A 19,586-nucleotide genomic window follows, 5' to 3' on the forward strand; every position below is an offset into this window, starting at 1 on the left:
ATGGAGTGTTTATGGCAGTCAAGGTCCTGGTGGTGGATGATTCCGGTTTCTTCCGCCGCCGCGTCTCGGAAATTCTTTCAGCGGACCCGACTATCCAGGTCGTCGGTACCGCGACCAATGGCAAGGAAGCGATCGACCAGGCGCTGTCGCTCAAGCCCGATGTCATCACCATGGACTACGAAATGCCCATGATGGATGGCATCACCGCCGTGCGTCACATCATGCAGCGTTGCCCGACCCCGGTGCTGATGTTCTCCTCGCTGACCCACGAAGGCGCCCGCGTCACCCTCGATGCGCTGGATGCCGGTGCGGTCGACTACCTGCCGAAGAACTTCGAAGACATCTCGCGCAACCCGGAGAAGGTCAAGCAACTGCTGTGTGAAAAGGTTCATACCATTTCCCGCAGCAACCGTCGTTTCAGTGCCTACGCAAGCCCGGCGCCCGCGCCGCAGCCAGCCGCGCAACCTGCCGTCAGCAGCCTGGGCAGCACGCCTGCACCACGCGCCGCAGCACCTGTGCGCGCAGCGGCTGCGCCAGCATCGAGTGCTTCGCCGGCACCCAAGCGCAAACCCTACAAGCTGGTTGCCATCGGTACTTCCACCGGCGGCCCGGTTGCCCTGCAGCGGGTTCTGACCCAGTTGCCGGCCAACTTCCCGGCGCCGATCGTGCTGATCCAGCACATGCCGGCGGCCTTTACCAAGGCGTTTGCCGAGCGCCTCGACAAGCTGTGCAAGATCAGCGTCAAGGAAGCCGAGGACGGCGACATGCTACGCCCGGGCCTGGCCCTGCTGGCCCCTGGCGGCAAGCAGATGATGGTCGACGGCCGCGGCACGGTGAAGATCCTGCCGGGCGACGAGCGCCTGAATTACAAACCGTGCGTGGACATCACCTTTGGTTCGGCGGCCAAGTCCTATGGCGACAAGGTGCTGTCGGTGGTGCTCACCGGCATGGGCGCCGACGGCCGTGAAGGTGCACGCCTGCTCAAGCAGGGCGGCAGCACCGTGTGGGCCCAGGATGAAGCCAGCTGCGTGATCTACGGCATGCCCATGGCCATCGTCAAAGCCAACCTGGCAGACGCCGTGTATGGCCTGGACGAGATCGGCAAGCACCTGGTCGAGGCCTGCGTCTGATGGATGTCTTGAGCCTTATCGGGATCATCCTGGCCTTTGTCGCCATTGTGGGCGGCAACTACCTCGAAGGCGGCCACCTGTCGGCACTGCTCAATGGCCCGGCGGCCTTGATCGTGCTCGGCGGCACCCTGGCGGCGGCCTTGCTGCAATCGCCGATGAGCGCCTTCAAGCGCGCGCTGCAGATCGTGCGCTGGATCCTGTTCCCGCCACGGGTCGACCTGGCTGGCGGTATCGACCGGGTCGTCAACTGGTCGCTGACCGCACGCAAGGAAGGCCTGCTGGGCCTGGAAGGCGTCGCCGATGCCGAGCCGGACCCGTACGCACGCAAAGGTTTGCAGCTGCTGGTCGACGGCGCCGAGCCGGAAGCCATTCGCAGCATTCTCGAGGTGGATTTCTACACCCAGGAAAGCCGCGACGTGCAGGCCGCCAAGGTGTTCGAGAGCATGGGCGGCTATGCGCCGACCATCGGTATCATCGGTGCGGTGATGGGCCTGATTCACGTCATGGGCAATCTTGCTGACCCGTCGCAGTTGGGCAACGGCATTGCCGTGGCCTTCGTCGCCACCATTTACGGTGTTGCCAGTGCCAACCTGATCCTGCTGCCGATCGCCAACAAGCTCAAGGCCCTGGCCCTGCGTCAGTCGCGCTACCGGGAAATGCTTCTGGAAGGCTTGCTGTCGATCGCCGAAGGCGAAAACCCGCGCTCGATCGAGCTGAAGCTTCAGGGCTTCATGGAGTAACACATGGCGCGCCGTCGACAACCCGAAGAGCATGAAAACCACGAACGCTGGCTGGTGTCCTACGCCGACTTCATCACCTTGCTGTTTGCCTTCTTCGTGGTCATGTATTCGATCTCGTCGATCAACGAGGGCAAGTACAAGGTCATTTCCCAGGCGCTGATCGGCGTGTTCAACGACCCCGAGCGGAGCATGAAGCCGATCCCCATTGGCGACGAGCGCCCGCTCAGCGTCAAGCCGGCCGAGCCGTTGATCAAGGACAGCGAGCAGGTCGATGCGGGCCTGGCGCAAACCAGCAGCGACCCGCTCAAGACCATCACCGATGACGTGCGCGACGCCTTCGGCGACCTGATCAAGTCCGACCAGATGACCGTGCGCGGCAACGAGCTGTGGGTCGAGATCGAACTCAATTCCTCGCTGCTGTTCGGCAGCGGCGACGCCATGCCCAGCGACGTGGCGTTCAACATCATCGAGAAGGTGGCGAAGATCCTCAAGCCGTTCGCCAACCCGGTGCACGTCGAAGGCTTTACCGACGACCTGCCGATTCGCACCGCGCAGTACCCGACCAACTGGGAGCTGTCATCGGCACGGGCGGCGAGTATCGTCCGCCTGCTGGCGATGGAAGGGGTGAACCCGGCGCGCATGGCATCGGTCGGCTATGGCGAGTTCCAGCCGATCGCCGCCAACGACAGCGCTGAAGGCCGGGCGCGCAACCGACGGGTGGTGCTGGTGATCTCGCGCAACCTCGAAGTACGCCGCAGCCTGACTGGCACTGGCAGCGCCAATGCCACCCCGGACGCGGCGATGAAGCGGGCTGGCACACAAACTGCACCGCCAGCGGTAGCACCGACGGTGGGCGACAATCGCGTCAATTCCCCGTCACCGACCCTATAACCGATCCCGGCAGGGCAGGCTGCCGTACCGGGAGGAAGCAACGCAATGAGAGTCTGGGCAGTAGCCAATCAAAAAGGTGGAGTCGGCAAGACCACCACGTCCATCGCCCTGGCCGGCCTGCTGGCCGAGGCGGGCAAGCGCGTGGTTGTCGTCGACCTCGACCCGCACGGGTCGATGACCAGCTACTTCGGGCACAACCCCGATGCGCTGGAGCACAGTTGCTACGACCTGTTCCTGCACAAGGGCACGGTGCCCGAGGGCTTGCCCGGGCAATTGCTGTTGCCCACCAGCGACGAGAAAATCTCGCTGCTGCCCTCGAGCACCGCCCTGGCCGTGCTTGAGCGCCAGTCGCCGGGCCAGAGTGGCCTGGGCCTGGTGATCGCCAAGTCTCTGGCGCAGCTTTGGCAGGATTTCGACTACGCCATCATCGACAGCCCGCCGTTGCTCGGCGTGCTGATGGTCAACGCCCTGGCGGCCAGCCAGCAGTTGGTGATCCCGGTGCAAACCGAGTACCTGGCGGTCAAGGGCCTGGAGCGCATGGTCAGCACCCTGGCGATGGTCAACCGCTCGCGCAAGCAGGCCTTGCCTTACCACATCGTGCCGACCCTGTTCGACCGCCGTACCCAGGCCTCGATGGGTACCTTGCGGGTGCTGCGCGACGCTTACCCCGAGCATATCTGGCAAGGCTACATCCCGGTCGACACGCGCCTGCGTGATGCCAGCCGGGCTGGCCTGACACCCTCGCAGTTCGACGGCAAAAGCCGCGGCGTGGTGGCTTACCGCGCCTTGCTCAAGCACCTGCTGACGCAGAACCTTGCCTTGCAGGTGGCCTGATGAATCGTCCTCAACAGCTTGCCAGCCGGCCGCAGATGGCCCTGCAGAGCTACCTCGATGGCTTGCTGCAGGAGGCCACCGAAGAACTCGACGAAGTGCTGCCAGTTTCGGTTGAGCCCGACGAATTCCAGGCGGCTGTGCGCGAAGAGCAGGCCCGTGATGCCCAGGTGGCGGCCCAGGCCGCGGTAAAACCCGAACCACGGCCGTTTGCCGAGCCATCTCGGCCGGTATTGCCGCTGACCTTGCCAGCGGTTGTCGAGCCTGTGCTGGAGCCTGTGGTCGAAGTGCCTGAGGTTGCCCAGGTTGCACCGGTCGAGCCGCTGGTGGACGTGCACCTGCCGCCGGCGCCCAATCAACCGGTACCGCCGGCCACCATCGATGGCCGTCCGGCCTGGGCCGCCGAGCCGTTCGAATGCCTGCTGTTCGATGTTGCCGGCCTGACCCTGGCGGTACCGCTGGTGTGCCTGGGCTCGATCTACTCGCTGGCCGGCCATGAACTGACACCACTGTTCGGCCAGCCTGACTGGTTCCTTGGCATCCTGCCGAGCCAGAGCGGCAACCTCAAGGTATTGGACACCGCGCGCTGGGTCATGCCCGACCGCTACCGGGACGACTTTCGTCAGGGCCTGCAGTACGTGATTTCGGTCCAGGGCTACGAATGGGGCCTGGCGGTGCATCAGGTCAGCCGTTCGCTGCGCCTGGACCCCAACGAGATCAAGTGGCGCAGCCAGCGTGGCCAGCGGCCATGGCTGGCCGGCACCGTGATTGAACACATGTGCGCGTTGCTCGACGTCGCCGAGCTGGCCGAGTTGATCGCCAGCGGCGCAGTCAAGCAACTGCACAACACCCATAAATAATCGGCCGCATCTGCCGCGACCACACTGAGCACACCGCCGATGGCGGAATTTGAGGGATAGGGGAATGAAAAAATCGTCTGCACAAGGTTCCGAAGATCCGATCCTGCAGTGGGTGACCTTCAAACTGGACAACGAGTCCTACGGCATCAATGTGATGCAGGTGCAGGAAGTCCTGCGCTACACCGAGATCGCCCCGGTCCCGGGTGCCCCGAGCTACGTGCTGGGCATCATCAACCTGCGCGGTAACGTGGTCACCGTGATCGACACCCGCCAGCGCTTCGGCCTGCTGTCCAGCGAGATCACCGACAACACCCGTATCGTCATCATCGAAGCCGACAAGCAAGTGGTCGGCATTCTGGTCGACAGCGTTGCCGAAGTGGTTTACCTGCGTCAGTCGGAAATCGAGACCGCGCCGAATGTCGGCAACGAAGAATCGGCCAAGTTCATCCAGGGCGTGTGCAACAAGAACAACGAACTGCTGATTCTGGTCGAGCTGGACAAAATGATGACCGAGGAAGAGTGGTCCGAGCTGGAGAACATCTGAGTTGATCCTCGAGGTTGCAGTCATATTTCTGGCGCTGCTCTGGGCGGTCAGCCTGTGGTTCTTCCTGAACTACAGCAAGCGCCAGCGCGAGCTGGCCGCGCAACAGGCCCAGGGCGATGCCGTGCGTGACCAGCGCATCAAGGACCTGGCCAAAAGCCTGGACGACTACCAGAACGGCAGCGTGCGTATGGGCGAAGCCCTGCACGAGCTGCGCGCGGTGGTTGCGCCCTTGCCGGACAAGCTCCTGCAACTGGAGCAGCGTGACCCCAACAGCCTGTCGTTTGCGCAAGCGGCGCGGCTGGTGGGCATGGGTGCCAGCGTCGATGAGCTGACCCAGTCCTGTGGTTTGACCCAGGCTGAGGCGGAGTTGATGAGCAAGTTGCACCGCAGCTGAGGGTTGCAGTGAATCAATCGCGGGGCAAGCCCGCTCCTACACCTTGTGTGGGAGCGGGCTTGCCCCGCGATGCTTTCAGGTACCCGGCAATCTCAGGTCGGTAGGGGTGATATCGCGCTCCTGCGGCCCCTCGTCGACAAACCCCACCGGCACCTTGCCCTTGAGCTGCCAGGCAAAAGCGATGATTTCGGCGATGGTCAGGTACAGGGCCTCGGGGATCTGATCGCCCAATTCCATACGCGCCAACAGGCGCACCAGTTCGGCGTTCTCGTAGATCGGCACTTCATGCTCGCGGGCAATCTTCAGGATTGCCTCGGCCAGCTCGTCGTCGCCCTTGGCGCTGAGGGTCGGGGCCTGCTGACCGTCGTAAGTCAGGGCGATGGCCTGGCGTGGGTTCTTGTCGCTCATGCCTGTTCATCCACCCATCGTTGTTCCAGGTGCGTACGCGGCCCCTGGGGCGGTGTGCCGTGATGGCAGTGCAGTTCGGTAACGTTCAGGCCACGGGCCAGCAAGCGTTCGCGCAAGTTGCCAAGCTGGCTTTCGATCAATTGCGCAGTGCTCGGCCGTTCGGCCCATAGCTGGCTCGACAGGCTGCCCTGGGTGATTTGCGCCTGCACCTGCAGTGGCCCCAGTGGATCGAGATCGAAGGCCAGCTCAATGCGCCAGAGCATTTCCAGAGGATCGCGACGCTCACGTTCCGGGTCGCTTTGCTGCTCCGGGGTTTCTTCGCGCTGCAGCTTCATTTGCAGCGGCATGAAGTCCTGACCGTTGCGCAGGGGGATTTCCAGTTGCCAGGTGGTTTGCAGGTTGCCATCGGCGGTGGTGCCGGTCTGCTCAAGGCTTGCCAACTGATGGCTTTGCAGGCGCGAGATAGCGGAGGCGGCCAGGCGCAACAGGTGCTCGAGGTCGCCTTCCCCGTCCTGGCTTGGCAATGACCGTGAGGGCAGGGGGAAACCGCCGGGCTGTGGTCGCGGGCTGACCTGGCCGAGCATGCCCAGGGCGCTGCGGACCATGCCGGGCATGACCTGGGCCAGGGTACTGGCGGCCGCAGCGGGGTTGAAGGTGGCGTTGCCCGGCAGCCCCGGCAGCAGTTGCGCCACCAGGCGCGTCACCTGCGCCTTGAGGTCAGGTGCGAGTGTCGCGGGCAGCCCGGCCAGCAGCTTGGCCTCAAGAAACACGCCGCTGTTGCTCAGGGCCTGGGCCAGGCCTTTAGGGTCGCTGAGTTGACGCACGTCCGGCAGGCTGGCCAGCAACTTGTCGACGTTAATGCGTACCTCGGCGGGCTGATTGTTATCGCTGCGCACCTGCTGCAGGGCGCTGAGCAAACCCTGCAGTGAGGCTTGGCGGCTCTGCTGGCTGCTCAATTGCTGGCTGATTGCCAGTTGTTCCTGGCGGCCGCTGAGCGGCACGAAGCTCAGCGACTGATCGCCCTGCACCCGGGCACTGAGCAAGCTGCCCACCGTTAGCGGACGCGGGCTGTCGATGGCCAGGGTGGCGCCGGCCTGCGGGCCGCCGAGCAAAGTGACCAGCGAGCGAAACTGCGCCAATTGGCCGGCGTTTGCCGGCAATGCCTGGCTGGTAATGACCTTGCCTTGCAGCAGGGTGCCCACCGGCAGCTCGCGGGTGTCGATGCGGGTCAGGGTGGCGACGCTGCTGGCGATGGCTTGCTGCACTGTAATGCTCAGGTTGGCATTGCTGCTCTGGGTGACCGCCAGCTGGCTGCCCTGGGCCAGGGGCAGGGCGCTGCTGGCCTGGACATTGGTTTGCTTGCCGTTGTCCTGGGTCAGCTTGAGCAGCATCTGGAAGTCCTGGCCGACCTGGCGCAGGGCCAAGACCTCGGCCTTGGCGGTTTCGCCCGGGGCCAGCAGGGCCTGCTGCGGTTGCAGCAGGCGCAGCAGTTCGCCGGTCATCGCCGAGCGCAGCTGCGGGCTGGCCGGAATCTGTGTGCCGAGGTTGTTGATTTCGCCTGTCATCCGCTCGCAACCTGTTGAAATAGCCCTCTTTGCAGTAGGACATCACATGTATAATGCCGCCCGATCTTTGGCGATCAGCGCGGCCGGGCCACATCGTCGTTGCCAGTATAACGGCAAGGCCGGGACCGACTTGAGACAGGCATCCCAAGCATAAGGCGAAACCGTGACCCCTCATCTCCAAGCCGTGGGCCTGGCCTGCGAGCGCGACTGGCGAATGCTCTTCGAAAACCTCGAATTGCACCTGGGCGCAGGCGACATGCTGCAGATCAGCGGCCCCAACGGCAGCGGCAAGACCAGCCTGTTGCGCCTGATGGCCGGGCTCATGAGCCCGACCGCCGGGCAGATTCTAGTCAGCGGCAAGCCGTTGGCCGAACAGCGCAACGAACTGGCGCGGATCCTCCTGTGGATCGGCCACGCCGCCGGCATCAAGGATGTCCTCAGCCCCGAAGAGAACCTCGCCTGGCTCTGCGCCCTGCATCGCCCGGCAGCGCCGGCGGCCATCCGCACGGCCCTTGAAGCGGTCGGCCTGCGGGGTTTTGAAGACGTCCCCTGCCATACCCTGTCGGCCGGTCAGCAACGCCGCGTGGCCCTGGCCCGGCTGTACCTGGACAGCCCGCCGCTGTGGATTCTCGACGAACCGTTCACTGCCCTCGACAAACAGGGCGTGGCCCAGCTCGAAGCGCACCTGGCCGCCCATTGCGAGCAGGGCGGCATGGTCGTGCTGACCACCCACCACACGCTGGAGCGCAAGCCGTCCGGTTACCGTGAACTGAACCTGGGGCAGTGGGCCGCATGAGTGTCTTTGTGCTGTTGTTGCGCCGTGAAGCGCGCCTGTTGTGCCGACGTCCCGCCGAGCTTGCCAACCCGCTGGTGTTCTTCGCCATCGTCGTTGCGCTGTTCCCGTTGGCGGTCGGACCCGAGACTCAATTGTTGCAAACCTTGTCTCCGGGGCTGGTCTGGGTGGCAGCGCTTTTATCGGTTCTGCTCTCGCTGGACGGGCTTTTCCGCAGTGATTTCGAGGATGGCTCGCTCGAACAGTGGGTCCTTTCGTCGCACCCCCTGCCTCTTCTGGTGCTGGCGAAAGTGCTGGCACACTGGGCCTTTTCCGGCCTGGCACTGGTATTGTTGGCACCCTTGCTGGCACTGATGCTAGGTTTGCCTGCGGCGTGCCTGCCGGTACTGCTGGCATCGCTCTTGCTCGGTACCCCGGTACTGAGCCTGTTGGGCGCCGTGGGTGCGGCCCTGACAGTCGGCTTGAAACGTGGCGGCCTGCTGCTGGCGCTACTTATTTTGCCGTTATATATCCCGGTATTGATCCTGGGCAGTGGCGCCTTGCAGGCGGCACTGCAAGCTATGCCGGCGACCGGTTATCTGCTCTGGCTTGGCAGCCTGACCGCCCTGGCAGTAACTCTGGCACCCTTTGCAATAGCGGCTGGCCTGAAGATCAGCGTCGGCGAATAATGAGGTCTGGGCCCAGCCCAGCAAAGACCCTGGATGTACCGTGATGAAAAGCAGCGCAATCAGCTGGACGTGGTTTCACAAACTGGGTTCACCCAAATGGTTCTATTCCATCAGCGGGCGGATGCTGCCGTGGCTGGCGATTGCCGCCATCCTGCTGATCGGCATCGGCGTGGTCTGGGGCCTGGCCTTCGCGCCCCAGGATTACCAGCAAGGTAACAGCTTCCGGATCATCTACATCCACGTGCCGGCGGCGATGCTTGCCCAGTCCTGCTACGTGATGCTGGCGGTGGCCGGGGTGGTGGGCCTGGTGTGGAAGATGAAGATCGCCGACGTCGCCCTGCAATGCGCGGCGCCCATCGGCGCCTGGATGACCGCCGTGGCGCTGGTCACCGGCGCCATCTGGGGCAAGCCGACCTGGGGCAGCTGGTGGGTCTGGGATGCGCGACTGACGTCGATGCTGATCCTGCTTTTTCTGTACTTCGGTCTCATTGCCCTGAGCCATGCCATCAGCAATCGTGAGAGCGCGGCCAAGGCCTGCGCGGTGCTGGCCATCGTCGGGGTGATCAACATCCCGATCATCAAGTACTCGGTGGAGTGGTGGAACACCCTGCACCAGGGCGCCACCTTCACCCTCACCGAAAAGCCGGCGATGCCCGCCGAGATGTGGCTGCCGCTGCTGCTGACGGTGCTGGGTTTCTACTGCTTCTTCGGCGCCGTGCTGTTGTTGCGCATGCGCCTTGAAGTGCTCAAGCGCGAGGCGCGCGCCAGCTGGGTCAAGGAGGAGGTATTGAACAGCCTGGGTCGGGAGATGGCGCGATGAGCTTTGCCTCCTTCAGTGATTTTCTCGCCATGGGCCATCACGGCCTGTACGTCTGGTCGGCCTACGGCATCTGCCTGCTGGTGCTGGCCCTCAACGTCGCCGCGCCGGTGCGCGCCAAGCGCCGTTATTTGCAAGAACAGGCGCGCCGTCTGCGCCGGGAGAACAAACCGTGAATCCGCAGCGTAAAAAGCGTCTGTTCATCATCCTCGGCCTGCTGGCCGGGATTGGCATTGCCGTGGGCCTGGCCCTGAGTGCCCTGCAACAGAACATCAACCTGTTCTACACCCCGACCCAGATCGCCAACGGCGAAGCGCCGCTGGACACCCGCATCCGCGCTGGCGGCATGGTCGAGAAAGGCTCGCTGCAACGCTCCGGCGACTCGCTGGACGTGCGCTTCGTGGTCACCGACTTCAACAAGTCGGTGCCGATCACCTACCGCGGCATCCTCCCCGACCTGTTCCGCGAAGGGCAGGGCATCGTCGCCCTGGGCAAGCTCAACGCCGAAGGCGTGGTAGTGGCCGATGAAGTGCTGGCCAAACACGACGAGAAATACATGCCGCCAGAAGTCACCAAGGCCCTCAAGGAAAGCGGCCAGGTCGCCACCGATGCCGGAGCCAAGCCATGAATGCGGCACTGATCATTCCTGAACTGGGCCAGCTGGCGATGATCCTGGCGATCTGCTTCGCCTGTGTCCAGGCCACCATCCCGCTGCTCGGCGCCTGGCGCGGCGACAGCCTGTGGATGAGCCTGGCGCGCCCGGCCGCCTGGGGCCAGTTCGCCTTTCTGGCGTTCGCCTTCGCCTGCCTGACCCACGCCTTCATGACCGACAACTTCTCGGTTGCCTATGTGGCCAACAACTCCAACAGCGCCTTGCCCTGGTACTTCAAGTTCAGCGCCGTGTGGGGCGCCCACGAGGGCTCGCTGCTGCTGTGGGCGATGATCCTCGGCGGCTGGACCTTTGCCGTGTCGATCTTCTCCCGGCAATTGCCGCAGGTGATGCTGGCGCGGGTGCTGGCGGTGATGGGCATGATCAGCGTCGGCTTCCTGTCGTTCCTGATCATCACCTCCAACCCGTTCAAGCGCCTGCTGCCGCAGATGCCGAGTGACGGCGCCGACCTCAACCCGCTGCTGCAGGACATCGGCCTGATCGTTCACCCGCCGATGCTGTACATGGGCTACGTGGGCTTCTCGGTGGCCTTTGCCTTTGCCATCGCCGCCTTGCTTGGCGGGCGCCTGGACGCCGCCTGGGCGCGCTGGTCGCGGCCGTGGACCATCGTCGCCTGGGCCTTCCTCGGTATCGGCATCACCCTCGGTTCCTGGTGGGCCTATTACGAGCTGGGCTGGGGCGGCTGGTGGTTCTGGGACCCGGTCGAGAACGCCTCGTTCATGCCCTGGCTGGTCGGCACCGCGCTGATTCACTCGCTGGCGGTCACCGAGAAGCGCGGCGTGTTCAAGAGCTGGACGGTGCTGTTGGCCATTGCCGCGTTCTCCCTGAGTCTGCTGGGTACCTTCCTGGTGCGTTCCGGGGTACTGACCTCGGTGCATGCCTTTGCCTCCGACCCTGAGCGCGGCATCTTCATCCTGATCTTCCTGCTGTTCGTGGTCGGCGGTTCGCTGACCCTGTTCGCCCTGCGCGCGCCAGTGGTCAAGAGCCAGGTCGGCTTTGCCCTGTGGTCGCGGGAAACCCTGCTGCTGGCCAATAATCTGATACTGGTGGTGGCGGCGTCGATGATCCTGCTCGGCACCCTTTACCCGCTGATTCTCGATGCCCTGACCGGGGCCAAGCTGTCGGTCGGCCCGCCGTACTTCGATGCGCTGTTCATCCCGTTGATGGCGCTGTTGATGGTAGTCATGGCGGTGGGCGTGCTGGTGCGCTGGAAAGACACCCCGAGCAAATGGCTGCTGGGCATGCTCACCCCGGTGCTGATCGCCAGCGCCGTGCTGGCGCCGATCGGCGGCCTGCTGGTGGATGACTTTGACTGGCAGGTGCTGACCACCTTTGCCCTGGCTGCGTGGATTGTCCTGGCCGGGGCCCGCGACATCCTCGACAAGACCCGCCACAAAGGCTTGTTCAAAGGCCTGCGCGGCCTCAACCGCAGCTACTGGGGCATGCACGTCGCCCACCTGGGCCTGGCGGTGTGCGCCCTGGGCGTGGTGCTGTCGAGCAACAACAGCGCCGAACGCGACCTGCGCCTGGCGCCGGGCGAGTCGGTGGAGCTGGCCGGTTACCAGTTCATCTTCGAGGGCGCCAAGCATTTTGAGGGGCCGAACTTCACCTCCGACAAGGGCACCGTGCGGGTGGTCGAAAACGGTCGTGAGATCAGCGTGCTGCACCCGGAAAAACGCCTGTACACCGTGCAGCAGTCGATGATGACCGAAGCCGGCATCGATGCCGGTTTCACCCGTGATCTCTACGTCGCCCTCGGCGAGCCGCTGGATAACGGCGCCTGGGCGGTGCGGGTGCACGTCAAACCGTTTGTGCGCTGGATCTGGCTGGGCGGCCTGCTGACCGGCCTGGGCGGTTTGCTGGCGGCACTGGATGGTCGCTATCGCGTCAAGGTCAAAACCCGTGTGCGTGAGGCACTGGGCATGTCTGGAGCTACTGCATGAAGCGTTGGATCATGGTGCTGCCGCTGGCGGTGTTTCTGCTGGTGGCGGTGTTTCTCTACCGCGGGCTGTTCCTCGACCCGAGCGAACTGCCCTCGGCGATGATCGGCAAGCCGTTCCCGGCCTTTGCCCTGCAATCGGTCGACGGCAAGCCGCTGACCGAGGCCGACCTGCTCGGCAAGCCGGCGCTGGTCAACGTCTGGGCCACCTGGTGCCCGTCGTGCAAGGTCGAGCACCCGTACCTGAACAAGCTGGCCGAGCAGGGCGTGGTGATCCACGGCGTCAACTACAAGGACGACAACGCCGCCGCACTGAAGTGGCTGGCCGAGTTCCACAACCCCTACCAGCTCGACATCCGTGACGAGCAGGGCAGCCTGGGCCTGGACCTGGGTGTTTATGGCGCGCCGGAAACCTTCCTGATCGATGCCAAGGGCGTCATCCGTTACAAGCACGTCGGGGTGGTCGACGCCACCGTTTGGCGCGAGCAACTGGCGCCGCAGTACCAGAGCCTGGTCGATGAGGCCAAGCCATGAAGCGCTGGCTGGCGGCCGCCGTGCTCGGCCTGAGCCTGGCCGGGGTAACCCAGGCGGCGATCGATACCTACCAGTTTGCCGATGAGGCGGAACGCGCGCGTTATCACGAGCTGACCAAGGAACTGCGCTGCCCCAAGTGCCAGAACCAGGACATCGCCGACTCCAACGCACCGATTGCCGCCGACCTGCGCCGGGAGATCTTCCGCATGCTCGGCGAGGGCCAGAGCAATCAGCAGATCATCGACTTCATGGTCGATCGCTACGGTGATTTCGTCCGCTACAAACCGGCCCTGAGCGCCCGCACCTGGCTGCTCTGGTTTGGCCCTGGCGTGTTGCTGCTGGGCGGCTTCACCGTGCTCGCGCTGATCGTGCGCAAGCGCCGTGGCCAGGCGGCAGCAGGCAACGCCGACCTTTCGTCCGAGGAGCGTGAGCGCCTCGCCAAATTGCTGGACAAAGAACAGACCCATGACTGATTTCTGGCTTGCTGCAGGCCTGCTGTTGCTGGTGGCCCTGAGCTTTTTGCTGATCCCGGTGTTGCGCGGCCGTCGTGCGCAACAGGAAGAAGACCGTACCGCCCTCAACGTCGCCCTGTATCAGGAGCGCGTCGCCGAACTGGCAAGCCAGCAGGCCGCCGGGGTGCTCGATGCCGAGCAGTTCGGCAAGGGCCGCGACGAGGCCGCGCGCGAGCTGCTGGCCGACACCGAGGGCGCTGAACCGCAGCGCCTGGGCCGCCTGGGCAAACCCTTGCCGCTGCTGGCGGCGGTGCTGGTGCCGCTGATGGGCCTGGGCCTGTACCTGCACTTTGGTGCCAGCGAGCAGGTCGAGCTGACCCAGCAGTTCGCCAAGGCGCCGCAGTCCATGGAAGAAATGACCCGCCGCCTGGAGCTGGCCGTCAAGGCCCAGCCGGATTCGGCCGAAGGCTTGTACTTCCTTGGCCGTGCCTACATGGCCCAGGAACGTCCGGCCGACGCCGCCAAGGTCTTCGAGCGTGCCGCCGCGGTTGCCGGGCGCCAGCCGGAGCTGCTCGGGCAGTGGGCGCAGGCGCTGTACTTTGCCAACAACAAACAATGGAGCGGGCAATTGCAGGCCCTCACCGACGAAGCGCTCAAGGCCGACCCCAACGAAGTCACCAGCCTTGGCCTGCTGGGCATCGCTGCATTCGAGGCTGAGCACTACCAGCAAGCCATCGATTACTGGAACCGCCTGCTGGCGCAACTGCCCGAGGGCGACGCCTCGCGGGCAGCGCTGCAGGGCGGTATCGAGCGCGCCAGCGACAAGCTCAAGGCCGGCGAGGGCAAGGCCGCACCGGCAGTTGCCGAGCAGGGCACGGCACGCCTGAAGGTTCGGGTCGAGCTTGCGGCGGCGCTCAAGGACAAGGTCAAGGCCGATGACACTGTATTCATCTTTGCCCGTGCAAGTTCCGGCCCGCCGATGCCGCTGGCGGCCAAGCGGGTAACCGTGGCGCAGTTGCCGATCGAGGTCGAGCTGAGCGACAGCGACGCGATGATGCCGAACATGAAACTGTCGAGCTTCCCTGAAGTCCAACTGGTTGCGCGCATCTCTCGCGCTGGCCAGCCGACCCAGGGCGAATGGGTTGGCAAGGGTGCTCCGCTGGCCAGCAGCACGACCGCTGCGCAGCACCTGACCATCGACAGCCCGGACCAGTAAGAGACCGACTATGAACAGCATCGCACGCCTGACCCTTCTTTCCCTGGTTGTGGGCTTGAGTGCATGTACCGTTCACCAGCCCTCCGAACCCACCGCGCCGCCAATCGAAACCCTGCCACCAGGCCCAGGCAGCAAGCCTGCGCCCAAGCCGGGCGCGGTGCCAAGCAAGCCGGCCGTGACCCCGGTGCCCAAGCCAGTGCAGCGTACCTCACCGAGCTTTGCGCCTCCGCCCGGTGGCGCCAGCCACTGGGACCCGCGCCTGGGCGTGTATGTGCTCGACGGCAAGACCAACACCTTCTACCGCCAGCGCACCTACTACCGCTGGAACAACGGCTGGAGCTGGTCGACCAACCTCAACGGCCCCTGGCAGGAAACCGACAGCAGTGGCGTGCCAGGCGGTCTGGGCCGGGCTTTCGCCCAGTAACCGGAGCTGCGCATAATGCCCCCTCGCCAATAGCCCGGGAGCAAGGCATGACACAGACGGTACTGGTGCTGGTAGAAACGGTCGACGATTACCTTCCCCTGTTGGAAAACAACGGCTTTCGCCTGATCCGCGCGCAGACCCCGGCCTTGCGCGCCGAGGCCATTGCCCGCCATGGCAGCCAGATAGATGCAGTGCTGACTCGTGGTCCGCTGGGCCTGTACGCCGATGAAATGGCCGCGTTGCCCGCCTTGAAAATCATCTGCGTGATCGGTGCCGGTTACGAGCAGGTCGACCTTGCGGCCGCTGCTGCCCGGGGTATTACCGTGACCAACGGTGCTGGCGCCAATGCCGCGGCGGTCGCCGACCATGCCATGGCCTTGCTGCTGGCGGTGGTGCGCGATATTCCCCGCGCCGATGCCTCGACCCGCCGTGGCGAGTGGAACCGGGTGATCAGCCCGTCGGTCAGCGGCAAGCGCCTGGGCATTCTCGGCCTCGGCGCGGTCGGCCTGGCGATCGCCAAGCGGGCGGCGCAGGGCTTCGACATGCCGGTGAATTACCACAACCGCACGCCGCGTAGCGACGTCGCTTATCACTATTGCGACAGCCCCCTGGCCTTGGCCCGGGAATCGGACTTTCTGATTGTCGCCACCCCGGGCGGCGCCGCTACTCGCCAGTTGATCGACAAGCCGGTGCTTGAAGCGCTGGGGGCAGAGGGCTTTCTGGTCAACATCGCCCGGGCCAGCGTCGTCAGCACGGCGGACCTGGTCGATGCCTTGGAAAACGGCGTGATCGCCGGTGCCGGGCTGGATGTGTTCGATGACGAACCGGCAGTGCCTGACTCCTTGAAAACCTTGCCCACGGTAGTGCTGACCCCGCACGTCGCCGGCCAGTCGCCGGAAGCGGCGCGCGACACCGTGCAACTGGTGCTACGCAACCTGCAGGCGTTTTTTGCCGGCGAGCCGGTGCTGACCCCGGTCACGGCCTGACAGCTGCTAGACTTGCCGGCTCTTCTCCCAGCAAGGAGCCTTGATCATGTCCCTGGAAAAACACGGTAGCTGCCTGTGCGGCGCCGTCAAACTCAGCGTCAGCCTTGAGAAAGCCAGCGTCAACGCCTGCCATTGCGGCATGTGCCGGCAGTGGGGCGGCGGGCCGTTTTTGTCGGTGCACTGCGCGCAGCCGGTGAAGTTCACCCGCGGCCAGCCGGTGTTCCATGACTCCTCCGACTGGGCCCAGCGGGGGTTCTGCGGCGCCTGTGGCACGCACCTGTTGTACCGGCTGAAATCCGGCAATTTCGACGCGGTGTCGGTGGGTGTACTTGAGGGTGACACCGACTGGGTGTTCGACCTACAGGTGTATATCGACAAGAAACCTGAGTACTACTGCCTGGCCCGAGGCACGCCGACGATGACCGCAGCCGAAGTCGAAGCCATGTTCAGCTAAGCGCCAGCAACCAGTCCTCGAACACCTGCGCCGCCGGCGAGCGCGGGGCCTGTTTGTCGTGCACCAGGTAGTCGGCTTGCCCGGTGTGCACGACAAACTCCGAGACCTGGCGGATCAGGCCGTTGTCGATCCGCTCGCGGGCCATGAACTCCCAGCCAAGGCCCACGCCCATCCCCTGCATCACCGCATCGAACACCAGGTTGACCTGGTTGAAGGTCACCGCATTGGCCGGCGCCTGGTAACGCAAGCCCTGATGGCCGAACCAGTCCTGCCAGTCCAGGCAGTTCCAGGCCGAGGCATCCAGCTGGATCAACGGCAAGGCTTGCAACTCACTCAGTGACTGCACAGCGGGCAGGGCACGTTTGACGCTGGCAATCGGGTAGATGGCCTCATCGAACAACTTGCTGGCCTTGAGCGAGCTCCAGTGGCCATGGCCATAGAGAATGCCGAAGTCGTAATTGCCAATATCGCTTTCGCTGATTTCGTTGCTGGCATGAATGTTCACCGTCAGTTCCGGGTGCTGTTCGTTGAAGCGCAGCAGGCGCGGAAACAACCAGTACTGGGCCACCGCATGGGTGCAGATGACGCTGACGTTGCGGCTGCCGTGGCCGCTTTTAAGACGCAGCACATTGGCCAGCAGGCTTTCCAGCATGGGCTCGACGATGGCATTGAAGCCGTCGCCGGCCGCCGTCAGCGCGATGCCCCGGGCGCGGCGCTCGAACAGCAGCGCGCCGAGGTGTTCTTCCAGCAGCTTGATCTGTTTGCTCACCGCGCTCTGGGTCAGGTACAGCTCGCTGGCCGCGCGGGTAAAGCTGCCGGTACGCACCACTGCCTCGAACGCGATCAGGGTGTCCAGGGGCGGCAGGTGACGGCTGAAGCGGCTCATGTGACGGTCCGGTCTGGGGAATGTCTGAATCATAAGGTCGATGCTTTCAGCGTGAAAGGTATTCCTGCAGGGAATGCCTGCATGCCGAATGATCTTTTGTCCGGGCGCTGTCCAGGCGTTAGCCTGCGCTCTTCTTTGAACAGGAGCAGGCACGTGAAACGGGGTGTGGCGTATGCCGGGGTAGCCGGTGCGATGTGGGGGCTGGTATTGATGGTGCCGCAGCTGTTGCCGGAGTTCAGCCCGGTGCTGCTCAGCTGCGCGCGTTTCGTGCTGTTCGGCCTGGTGACCCTGGTGCTGGCGATTCCCATGCGCAAGGCCCTCGCACGCCTGACCCTGGGCGACCTGTGGATGATCGGGCGCCTGGCGCTGATCGGCAACCTGCTGTACTTCATCTGCCTGGTGGCGGCGATCCAGCGCTTGGGTGTAGCGCCGGCGTCGTTGATTGTCGGCGTACTGCCGCTGACCATCACCCTGTATGGCCGTCACGACAGCGGCGGGGTGGCGCTGCGCCAGTTGTTGCTGCCGCTGGGCCTGATCCTGGCCGGCATGCTCTGTATCAACCTGCAGACCTTTGCCCTCGAGCCGGGAGCGGTGGCCGACAAACTGGCCGGGGTGCTTTATGCCCTCGGCGCGCTGGCCTGCTGGACCTGGTACGCGGTGCACAACAGCCGTTACCTCAAGCAGTGCGGGCATTTCGACAGCCATCAATGGTCGGTGCTCAACGGGGTGATGACCGGCGTGTTGAGCCTGGTGCTGGTGGCGCTGCTGGCGCTGTGGCAGCCGGCGCAGTTGCAGGTCGAGGCGGCGCCTGAGCGCTGGACGCTGTTCTGGCTGTACAGCCTGGGTTGCGCGGTGTTCGGCTCGTGGCTGGCGGCGCTGCTGTGGAATGCCGCGTCCAAGCGCATGCCAGTGACGTTGAGCGGCCAGTTGATCGTCTTCGAGACCCTGTTCGCTTTGCTCTACGCCTTCATCTGGCGTCAGAGCGGCCCGAGCCTGCTGGAGGGCCTGGCGATTGTCCTGGTGATCGGCGGCGTCTGCTGGTCGATGCGCCAGCACGAGCCGGGCAGGGTGGTGGTGACTGCCCAGGCTTGATCGCTGGCCTTGCAAAACCTCGCCAACCCTGCGAAAACGCTGGCCACCAAAGGCATATCCCGCTTCAACGAGGTCAAGCATGAGCAGCGAACTGCAAATCATCGATATCCAGCCAGGCGACGGCAAGGCCGTGGTCAAGGGCGCGCTGATCACCACCCAGTACACCGGCTGGCTCGCCGACGGCACGGAGTTCGATTCCTCCCACAGCCGTGGCAAGCCGTTCCAGTGCGTGATCGGCACCGGCCGGGTGATCAAGGGCTGGGACCAGGGCCTGATGGGCATGCAGGTCGGCGGCAAGCGCAAACTGTTGGTGCCGGCGCACCTGGGCTATGGCGAGCGCAGCATGGGCAAGATCCCGCCCAACTCCGACCTGACTTTCGAGATCGAGCTGCTCGAAGTCCTTACCCGCGACGATTGAGTGCCGTCGGTCTTAATTCAGCAACATCAAGGCGCTACAGTAGCTCTGGCTCAGGGCCGAGCGCTCAGGGATCGAACCAAATGGCATTCTTGCACTCTGAAGCATGCCCGATTCCACGGATGGAGCATCAGACAGGGATCCCCCCGCGGCTTCGGCCGCGGGGTGGCACAGGCGGGTCAGCCTCAACCCTTTTTGCTGTGAAGAGCCCTATGAAGTTGCCCTCCCTGTTCAAGCGTCACCGTCACGCTGCGTTGTCCCTTGCCCTGCTTGCCGGTGTCGGCCTGCTGGCCGTCGAGGCGCTGGAAAGCCGCGCAGCACCTGTGGACGGTGTGCAGACCCTGGTGTTCCTGCGTCATGCCGAAAAGCCCGGCGAGGGCCTGGGGCAGCTCAACTGCCAGGGCCTGAACCGTGCCCTGGACCTGGCCACCTTGCTGCCGGAGAAGTTCGGCAAGGCCGACTATGTGTTCGCGGCCAACCCGTCCCGGCACGTCGAAGAGGGCAGCAACGACGACGCCTACAGCTATATCCGCCCGCTGATGACCATCAGCCCCAGTGCCATCAAGCTCGGCCTGCCGGTGAACATCGACTTCGGCGCCAACGATACCGGCGATCTGGCCGACGAACTGCTGCAGGACAAGTACCGCAACGCCACCGTCTATACCGCCTGGTCCCACGGCTACCTGCCGGAACTGATCAACACCGTGGCCGGCAAGGCCCTCGGTGAAAAACGGGTGATCACCGACGACTGGGACGGTGAGGATTTCGACTCGATGTACGTACTGACCCTGACCTGGCACGACGGCAAGGCCAGCCTGCTCAGCCGCAACTACAAGCAGGGCCTGAACAACGGCGAGCACAGCTGCCCGAGCTGATG

The 19,586-nt window shown here is 64.4% G+C and carries 25 protein-coding genes; 22 read left to right on the forward strand and 3 right to left on the reverse strand.

Annotated elements, in window-relative coordinates:
* Positions 1 to 11: 11 nt before the first annotated feature.
* The 7 genes from LOY54_RS07935 to LOY54_RS07965 all read left to right on the forward strand — a co-directional run bounded on the left by LOY54_RS07935 (position 12) and on the right by LOY54_RS07965 (position 5,390).
* Positions 12 to 1,130 (forward strand): chemotaxis response regulator protein-glutamate methylesterase, encoded by a 1,119-nt coding sequence (locus tag LOY54_RS07935; protein ID WP_045200324.1) that lies wholly within the window; start codon positions 12 to 14, stop codon positions 1,128 to 1,130.
* The gene (locus LOY54_RS07940; RefSeq protein ID WP_045200326.1) at positions 1,130 to 1,870 is read left to right on the forward strand and encodes a flagellar motor protein; all 741 of its coding nucleotides are present in this window, start codon (positions 1,130 to 1,132) and stop codon (positions 1,868 to 1,870) included. The genes LOY54_RS07935 and LOY54_RS07940 overlap by 1 nt, the downstream gene beginning before the upstream one ends.
* Positions 1,871 to 1,873: 3 nt before the next feature.
* Positions 1,874 to 2,761, forward strand: a complete 888-nt coding sequence (motD, locus tag LOY54_RS07945; RefSeq protein WP_045200328.1) for a flagellar motor protein MotD — start codon at positions 1,874 to 1,876, stop codon at positions 2,759 to 2,761.
* Positions 2,762 to 2,806: 45 nt separating this feature from the next.
* The gene (locus LOY54_RS07950) at positions 2,807 to 3,595 is read left to right on the forward strand and encodes a ParA family protein (RefSeq protein WP_045200330.1); all 789 of its coding nucleotides are present in this window, start codon (positions 2,807 to 2,809) and stop codon (positions 3,593 to 3,595) included.
* A complete protein-coding gene (locus LOY54_RS07955) occupies positions 3,595 to 4,452 on the forward strand; it encodes a CheW domain-containing protein (RefSeq protein WP_045200332.1) in 858 nt (285 codons plus the stop codon). Before LOY54_RS07950 ends, LOY54_RS07955 begins: the two co-directional genes overlap by 1 nt.
* Positions 4,453 to 4,516: 64 nt before the next feature.
* Complete coding sequence (locus tag LOY54_RS07960; protein ID WP_010225041.1) at positions 4,517 to 4,996, forward strand: chemotaxis protein CheW; 480 nt, start codon at positions 4,517 to 4,519, stop codon at positions 4,994 to 4,996.
* Position 4,997: 1 nt separating this feature from the next.
* A complete protein-coding gene (locus tag LOY54_RS07965; RefSeq protein ID WP_038996358.1) occupies positions 4,998 to 5,390 on the forward strand; it encodes a DUF2802 domain-containing protein in 393 nt (130 codons plus the stop codon).
* 75 nt (positions 5,391 to 5,465) lie between these two features.
* On the opposite strand, the gene LOY54_RS07970 is transcribed toward LOY54_RS07965, so the two are convergent.
* Together LOY54_RS07970 and LOY54_RS07975 are read right to left on the reverse strand one after the other, a co-directional pair.
* A complete protein-coding gene (locus LOY54_RS07970) occupies positions 5,466 to 5,798 on the reverse strand; it encodes an EscU/YscU/HrcU family type III secretion system export apparatus switch protein (RefSeq protein WP_045200334.1) in 333 nt (110 codons plus the stop codon).
* Positions 5,795 to 7,363 (reverse strand): flagellar hook-length control protein FliK, encoded by a 1,569-nt coding sequence (locus LOY54_RS07975; RefSeq protein ID WP_258610101.1) that lies wholly within the window; start codon positions 7,361 to 7,363, stop codon positions 5,795 to 5,797. Before LOY54_RS07975 ends, LOY54_RS07970 begins: the two co-directional genes overlap by 4 nt.
* A 163-nt stretch (positions 7,364 to 7,526) precedes the next feature.
* On the opposite strand from LOY54_RS07975, the gene ccmA reads away from it, so the two are divergent.
* From ccmA to LOY54_RS08035, 12 genes are read left to right on the forward strand one after another with little or no spacing between them, the layout of a single operon-like run.
* Positions 7,527 to 8,159, forward strand: coding sequence for a cytochrome c biogenesis heme-transporting ATPase CcmA (gene ccmA / locus LOY54_RS07980; protein ID WP_045200338.1), 633 nt, complete (start codon positions 7,527 to 7,529; stop codon positions 8,157 to 8,159).
* Positions 8,156 to 8,824 (forward strand): heme exporter protein CcmB, encoded by a 669-nt coding sequence (ccmB, locus tag LOY54_RS07985; protein ID WP_026001415.1) that lies wholly within the window; start codon positions 8,156 to 8,158, stop codon positions 8,822 to 8,824. The genes ccmA and ccmB overlap by 4 nt, the downstream gene beginning before the upstream one ends.
* Positions 8,825 to 8,867: 43 nt before the next feature.
* Positions 8,868 to 9,644, forward strand: coding sequence for a heme ABC transporter permease (locus tag LOY54_RS07990; RefSeq protein WP_038996353.1), 777 nt, complete (start codon positions 8,868 to 8,870; stop codon positions 9,642 to 9,644).
* Positions 9,641 to 9,817 carry a heme exporter protein CcmD gene (gene ccmD, locus LOY54_RS07995; RefSeq protein ID WP_038996352.1) on the forward strand — a complete coding sequence of 59 codons (177 nt, stop codon included), beginning with the start codon at positions 9,641 to 9,643 and terminating at the stop codon, positions 9,815 to 9,817. The genes LOY54_RS07990 and ccmD overlap by 4 nt, the downstream gene beginning before the upstream one ends.
* Positions 9,814 to 10,269, forward strand: a complete 456-nt coding sequence (gene ccmE, locus LOY54_RS08000; protein WP_045200340.1) for a cytochrome c maturation protein CcmE — start codon at positions 9,814 to 9,816, stop codon at positions 10,267 to 10,269. The genes ccmD and ccmE overlap by 4 nt, the downstream gene beginning before the upstream one ends.
* A gap of 11 nt (positions 10,270 to 10,280) precedes the next feature.
* A complete protein-coding gene (locus tag LOY54_RS08005) occupies positions 10,281 to 12,254 on the forward strand; it encodes a heme lyase CcmF/NrfE family subunit (RefSeq protein ID WP_176794336.1) in 1,974 nt (657 codons plus the stop codon).
* Positions 12,251 to 12,784 (forward strand): DsbE family thiol:disulfide interchange protein, encoded by a 534-nt coding sequence (locus tag LOY54_RS08010; protein ID WP_045200344.1) that lies wholly within the window; start codon positions 12,251 to 12,253, stop codon positions 12,782 to 12,784. The genes LOY54_RS08005 and LOY54_RS08010 overlap by 4 nt, the downstream gene beginning before the upstream one ends.
* Positions 12,781 to 13,257, forward strand: coding sequence for a cytochrome c-type biogenesis protein (locus LOY54_RS08015; protein ID WP_045200346.1), 477 nt, complete (start codon positions 12,781 to 12,783; stop codon positions 13,255 to 13,257). The genes LOY54_RS08010 and LOY54_RS08015 overlap by 4 nt, the downstream gene beginning before the upstream one ends.
* Complete coding sequence (gene ccmI, locus LOY54_RS08020; RefSeq protein WP_195883377.1) at positions 13,250 to 14,452, forward strand: c-type cytochrome biogenesis protein CcmI; 1,203 nt, start codon at positions 13,250 to 13,252, stop codon at positions 14,450 to 14,452. The genes LOY54_RS08015 and ccmI overlap by 8 nt, the downstream gene beginning before the upstream one ends.
* A gap of 10 nt (positions 14,453 to 14,462) precedes the next feature.
* Complete coding sequence (locus LOY54_RS08025; protein ID WP_045200350.1) at positions 14,463 to 14,876, forward strand: lipoprotein; 414 nt, start codon at positions 14,463 to 14,465, stop codon at positions 14,874 to 14,876.
* A gap of 47 nt (positions 14,877 to 14,923) precedes the next feature.
* Positions 14,924 to 15,862 (forward strand): 2-hydroxyacid dehydrogenase, encoded by a 939-nt coding sequence (locus LOY54_RS08030; RefSeq protein ID WP_258610102.1) that lies wholly within the window; start codon positions 14,924 to 14,926, stop codon positions 15,860 to 15,862.
* 46 nt (positions 15,863 to 15,908) lie between these two features.
* Positions 15,909 to 16,316: a GFA family protein gene (locus tag LOY54_RS08035; protein ID WP_045200354.1), complete on the forward strand. Its 408-nt coding sequence runs from the start codon at positions 15,909 to 15,911 to the stop codon at positions 16,314 to 16,316.
* On the opposite strand, the gene LOY54_RS08040 is transcribed toward LOY54_RS08035, so the two are convergent.
* A complete protein-coding gene (locus LOY54_RS08040; RefSeq protein ID WP_258610103.1) occupies positions 16,309 to 17,202 on the reverse strand; it encodes a LysR substrate-binding domain-containing protein in 894 nt (297 codons plus the stop codon). The two genes, LOY54_RS08035 and LOY54_RS08040, sit on opposite strands and share 8 nt — an antisense overlap.
* 153 nt (positions 17,203 to 17,355) lie before the next feature.
* Here LOY54_RS08040 and LOY54_RS08045 point away from each other — a divergent pair, with 153 nt between their 5' ends.
* From LOY54_RS08045 to LOY54_RS08055, 3 genes are all read left to right on the forward strand, one after another.
* Complete coding sequence (locus LOY54_RS08045; RefSeq protein ID WP_258610104.1) at positions 17,356 to 18,294, forward strand: DMT family transporter; 939 nt, start codon at positions 17,356 to 17,358, stop codon at positions 18,292 to 18,294.
* A 79-nt stretch (positions 18,295 to 18,373) separates the two neighbouring features.
* On the forward strand, positions 18,374 to 18,712 hold the full coding sequence (locus LOY54_RS08050; protein WP_195883382.1) for an FKBP-type peptidyl-prolyl cis-trans isomerase: 339 nt from the start codon (positions 18,374 to 18,376) through the stop codon (positions 18,710 to 18,712).
* A gap of 209 nt (positions 18,713 to 18,921) precedes the next feature.
* The gene (locus tag LOY54_RS08055; RefSeq protein ID WP_045200362.1) at positions 18,922 to 19,584 is read left to right on the forward strand and encodes a hypothetical protein; all 663 of its coding nucleotides are present in this window, start codon (positions 18,922 to 18,924) and stop codon (positions 19,582 to 19,584) included.
* Positions 19,585 to 19,586 lie beyond the last annotated feature (2 nt).

Origin of the sequence: Pseudomonas sp. B21-032 (genome assembly GCF_024748965.1) — a bacterium.
Lineage (GTDB): Bacteria > Pseudomonadota > Gammaproteobacteria > Pseudomonadales > Pseudomonadaceae > Aquipseudomonas.

Bases quoted from the DNA above. Each gene is read 5' to 3' on its own strand.
- LOY54_RS07935 (WP_045200324.1), top strand. From the start codon at position 12: ATGGCAGTCAAGGTCCTGGTGGTGGATGATTCCGGTTTCTTCCGCCGC.
- LOY54_RS07940 (WP_045200326.1), top strand. From the start codon at position 1,130: ATGGATGTCTTGAGCCTTATCGGGATCATCCTGGCCTTTGTCGCCATT.
- motD (WP_045200328.1), top strand. From the start codon at position 1,874: ATGGCGCGCCGTCGACAACCCGAAGAGCATGAAAACCACGAACGCTGG.
- LOY54_RS07950 (WP_045200330.1), top strand. From the start codon at position 2,807: ATGAGAGTCTGGGCAGTAGCCAATCAAAAAGGTGGAGTCGGCAAGACC.
- LOY54_RS07955 (WP_045200332.1), top strand. From the start codon at position 3,595: ATGAATCGTCCTCAACAGCTTGCCAGCCGGCCGCAGATGGCCCTGCAG.
- LOY54_RS07960 (WP_010225041.1), top strand. From the start codon at position 4,517: ATGAAAAAATCGTCTGCACAAGGTTCCGAAGATCCGATCCTGCAGTGG.
- LOY54_RS07970 (WP_045200334.1), bottom strand. From the start codon at position 5,798: ATGAGCGACAAGAACCCACGCCAGGCCATCGCCCTGACTTACGACGGT.
- LOY54_RS07975 (WP_258610101.1), bottom strand. From the start codon at position 7,363: ATGACAGGCGAAATCAACAACCTCGGCACACAGATTCCGGCCAGCCCG.
- ccmB (WP_026001415.1), top strand. From the start codon at position 8,156: ATGAGTGTCTTTGTGCTGTTGTTGCGCCGTGAAGCGCGCCTGTTGTGC.
- LOY54_RS07990 (WP_038996353.1), top strand. From the start codon at position 8,868: ATGAAAAGCAGCGCAATCAGCTGGACGTGGTTTCACAAACTGGGTTCA.
- ccmD (WP_038996352.1), top strand. From the start codon at position 9,641: ATGAGCTTTGCCTCCTTCAGTGATTTTCTCGCCATGGGCCATCACGGC.
- LOY54_RS08010 (WP_045200344.1), top strand. From the start codon at position 12,251: ATGAAGCGTTGGATCATGGTGCTGCCGCTGGCGGTGTTTCTGCTGGTG.
- LOY54_RS08015 (WP_045200346.1), top strand. From the start codon at position 12,781: ATGAAGCGCTGGCTGGCGGCCGCCGTGCTCGGCCTGAGCCTGGCCGGG.
- ccmI (WP_195883377.1), top strand. From the start codon at position 13,250: ATGACTGATTTCTGGCTTGCTGCAGGCCTGCTGTTGCTGGTGGCCCTG.
- LOY54_RS08025 (WP_045200350.1), top strand. From the start codon at position 14,463: ATGAACAGCATCGCACGCCTGACCCTTCTTTCCCTGGTTGTGGGCTTG.
- LOY54_RS08030 (WP_258610102.1), top strand. From the start codon at position 14,924: ATGACACAGACGGTACTGGTGCTGGTAGAAACGGTCGACGATTACCTT.
- LOY54_RS08035 (WP_045200354.1), top strand. From the start codon at position 15,909: ATGTCCCTGGAAAAACACGGTAGCTGCCTGTGCGGCGCCGTCAAACTC.
- LOY54_RS08040 (WP_258610103.1), bottom strand. From the start codon at position 17,202: ATGAGCCGCTTCAGCCGTCACCTGCCGCCCCTGGACACCCTGATCGCG.
- LOY54_RS08050 (WP_195883382.1), top strand. From the start codon at position 18,374: ATGAGCAGCGAACTGCAAATCATCGATATCCAGCCAGGCGACGGCAAG.
- LOY54_RS08055 (WP_045200362.1), top strand. From the start codon at position 18,922: ATGAAGTTGCCCTCCCTGTTCAAGCGTCACCGTCACGCTGCGTTGTCC.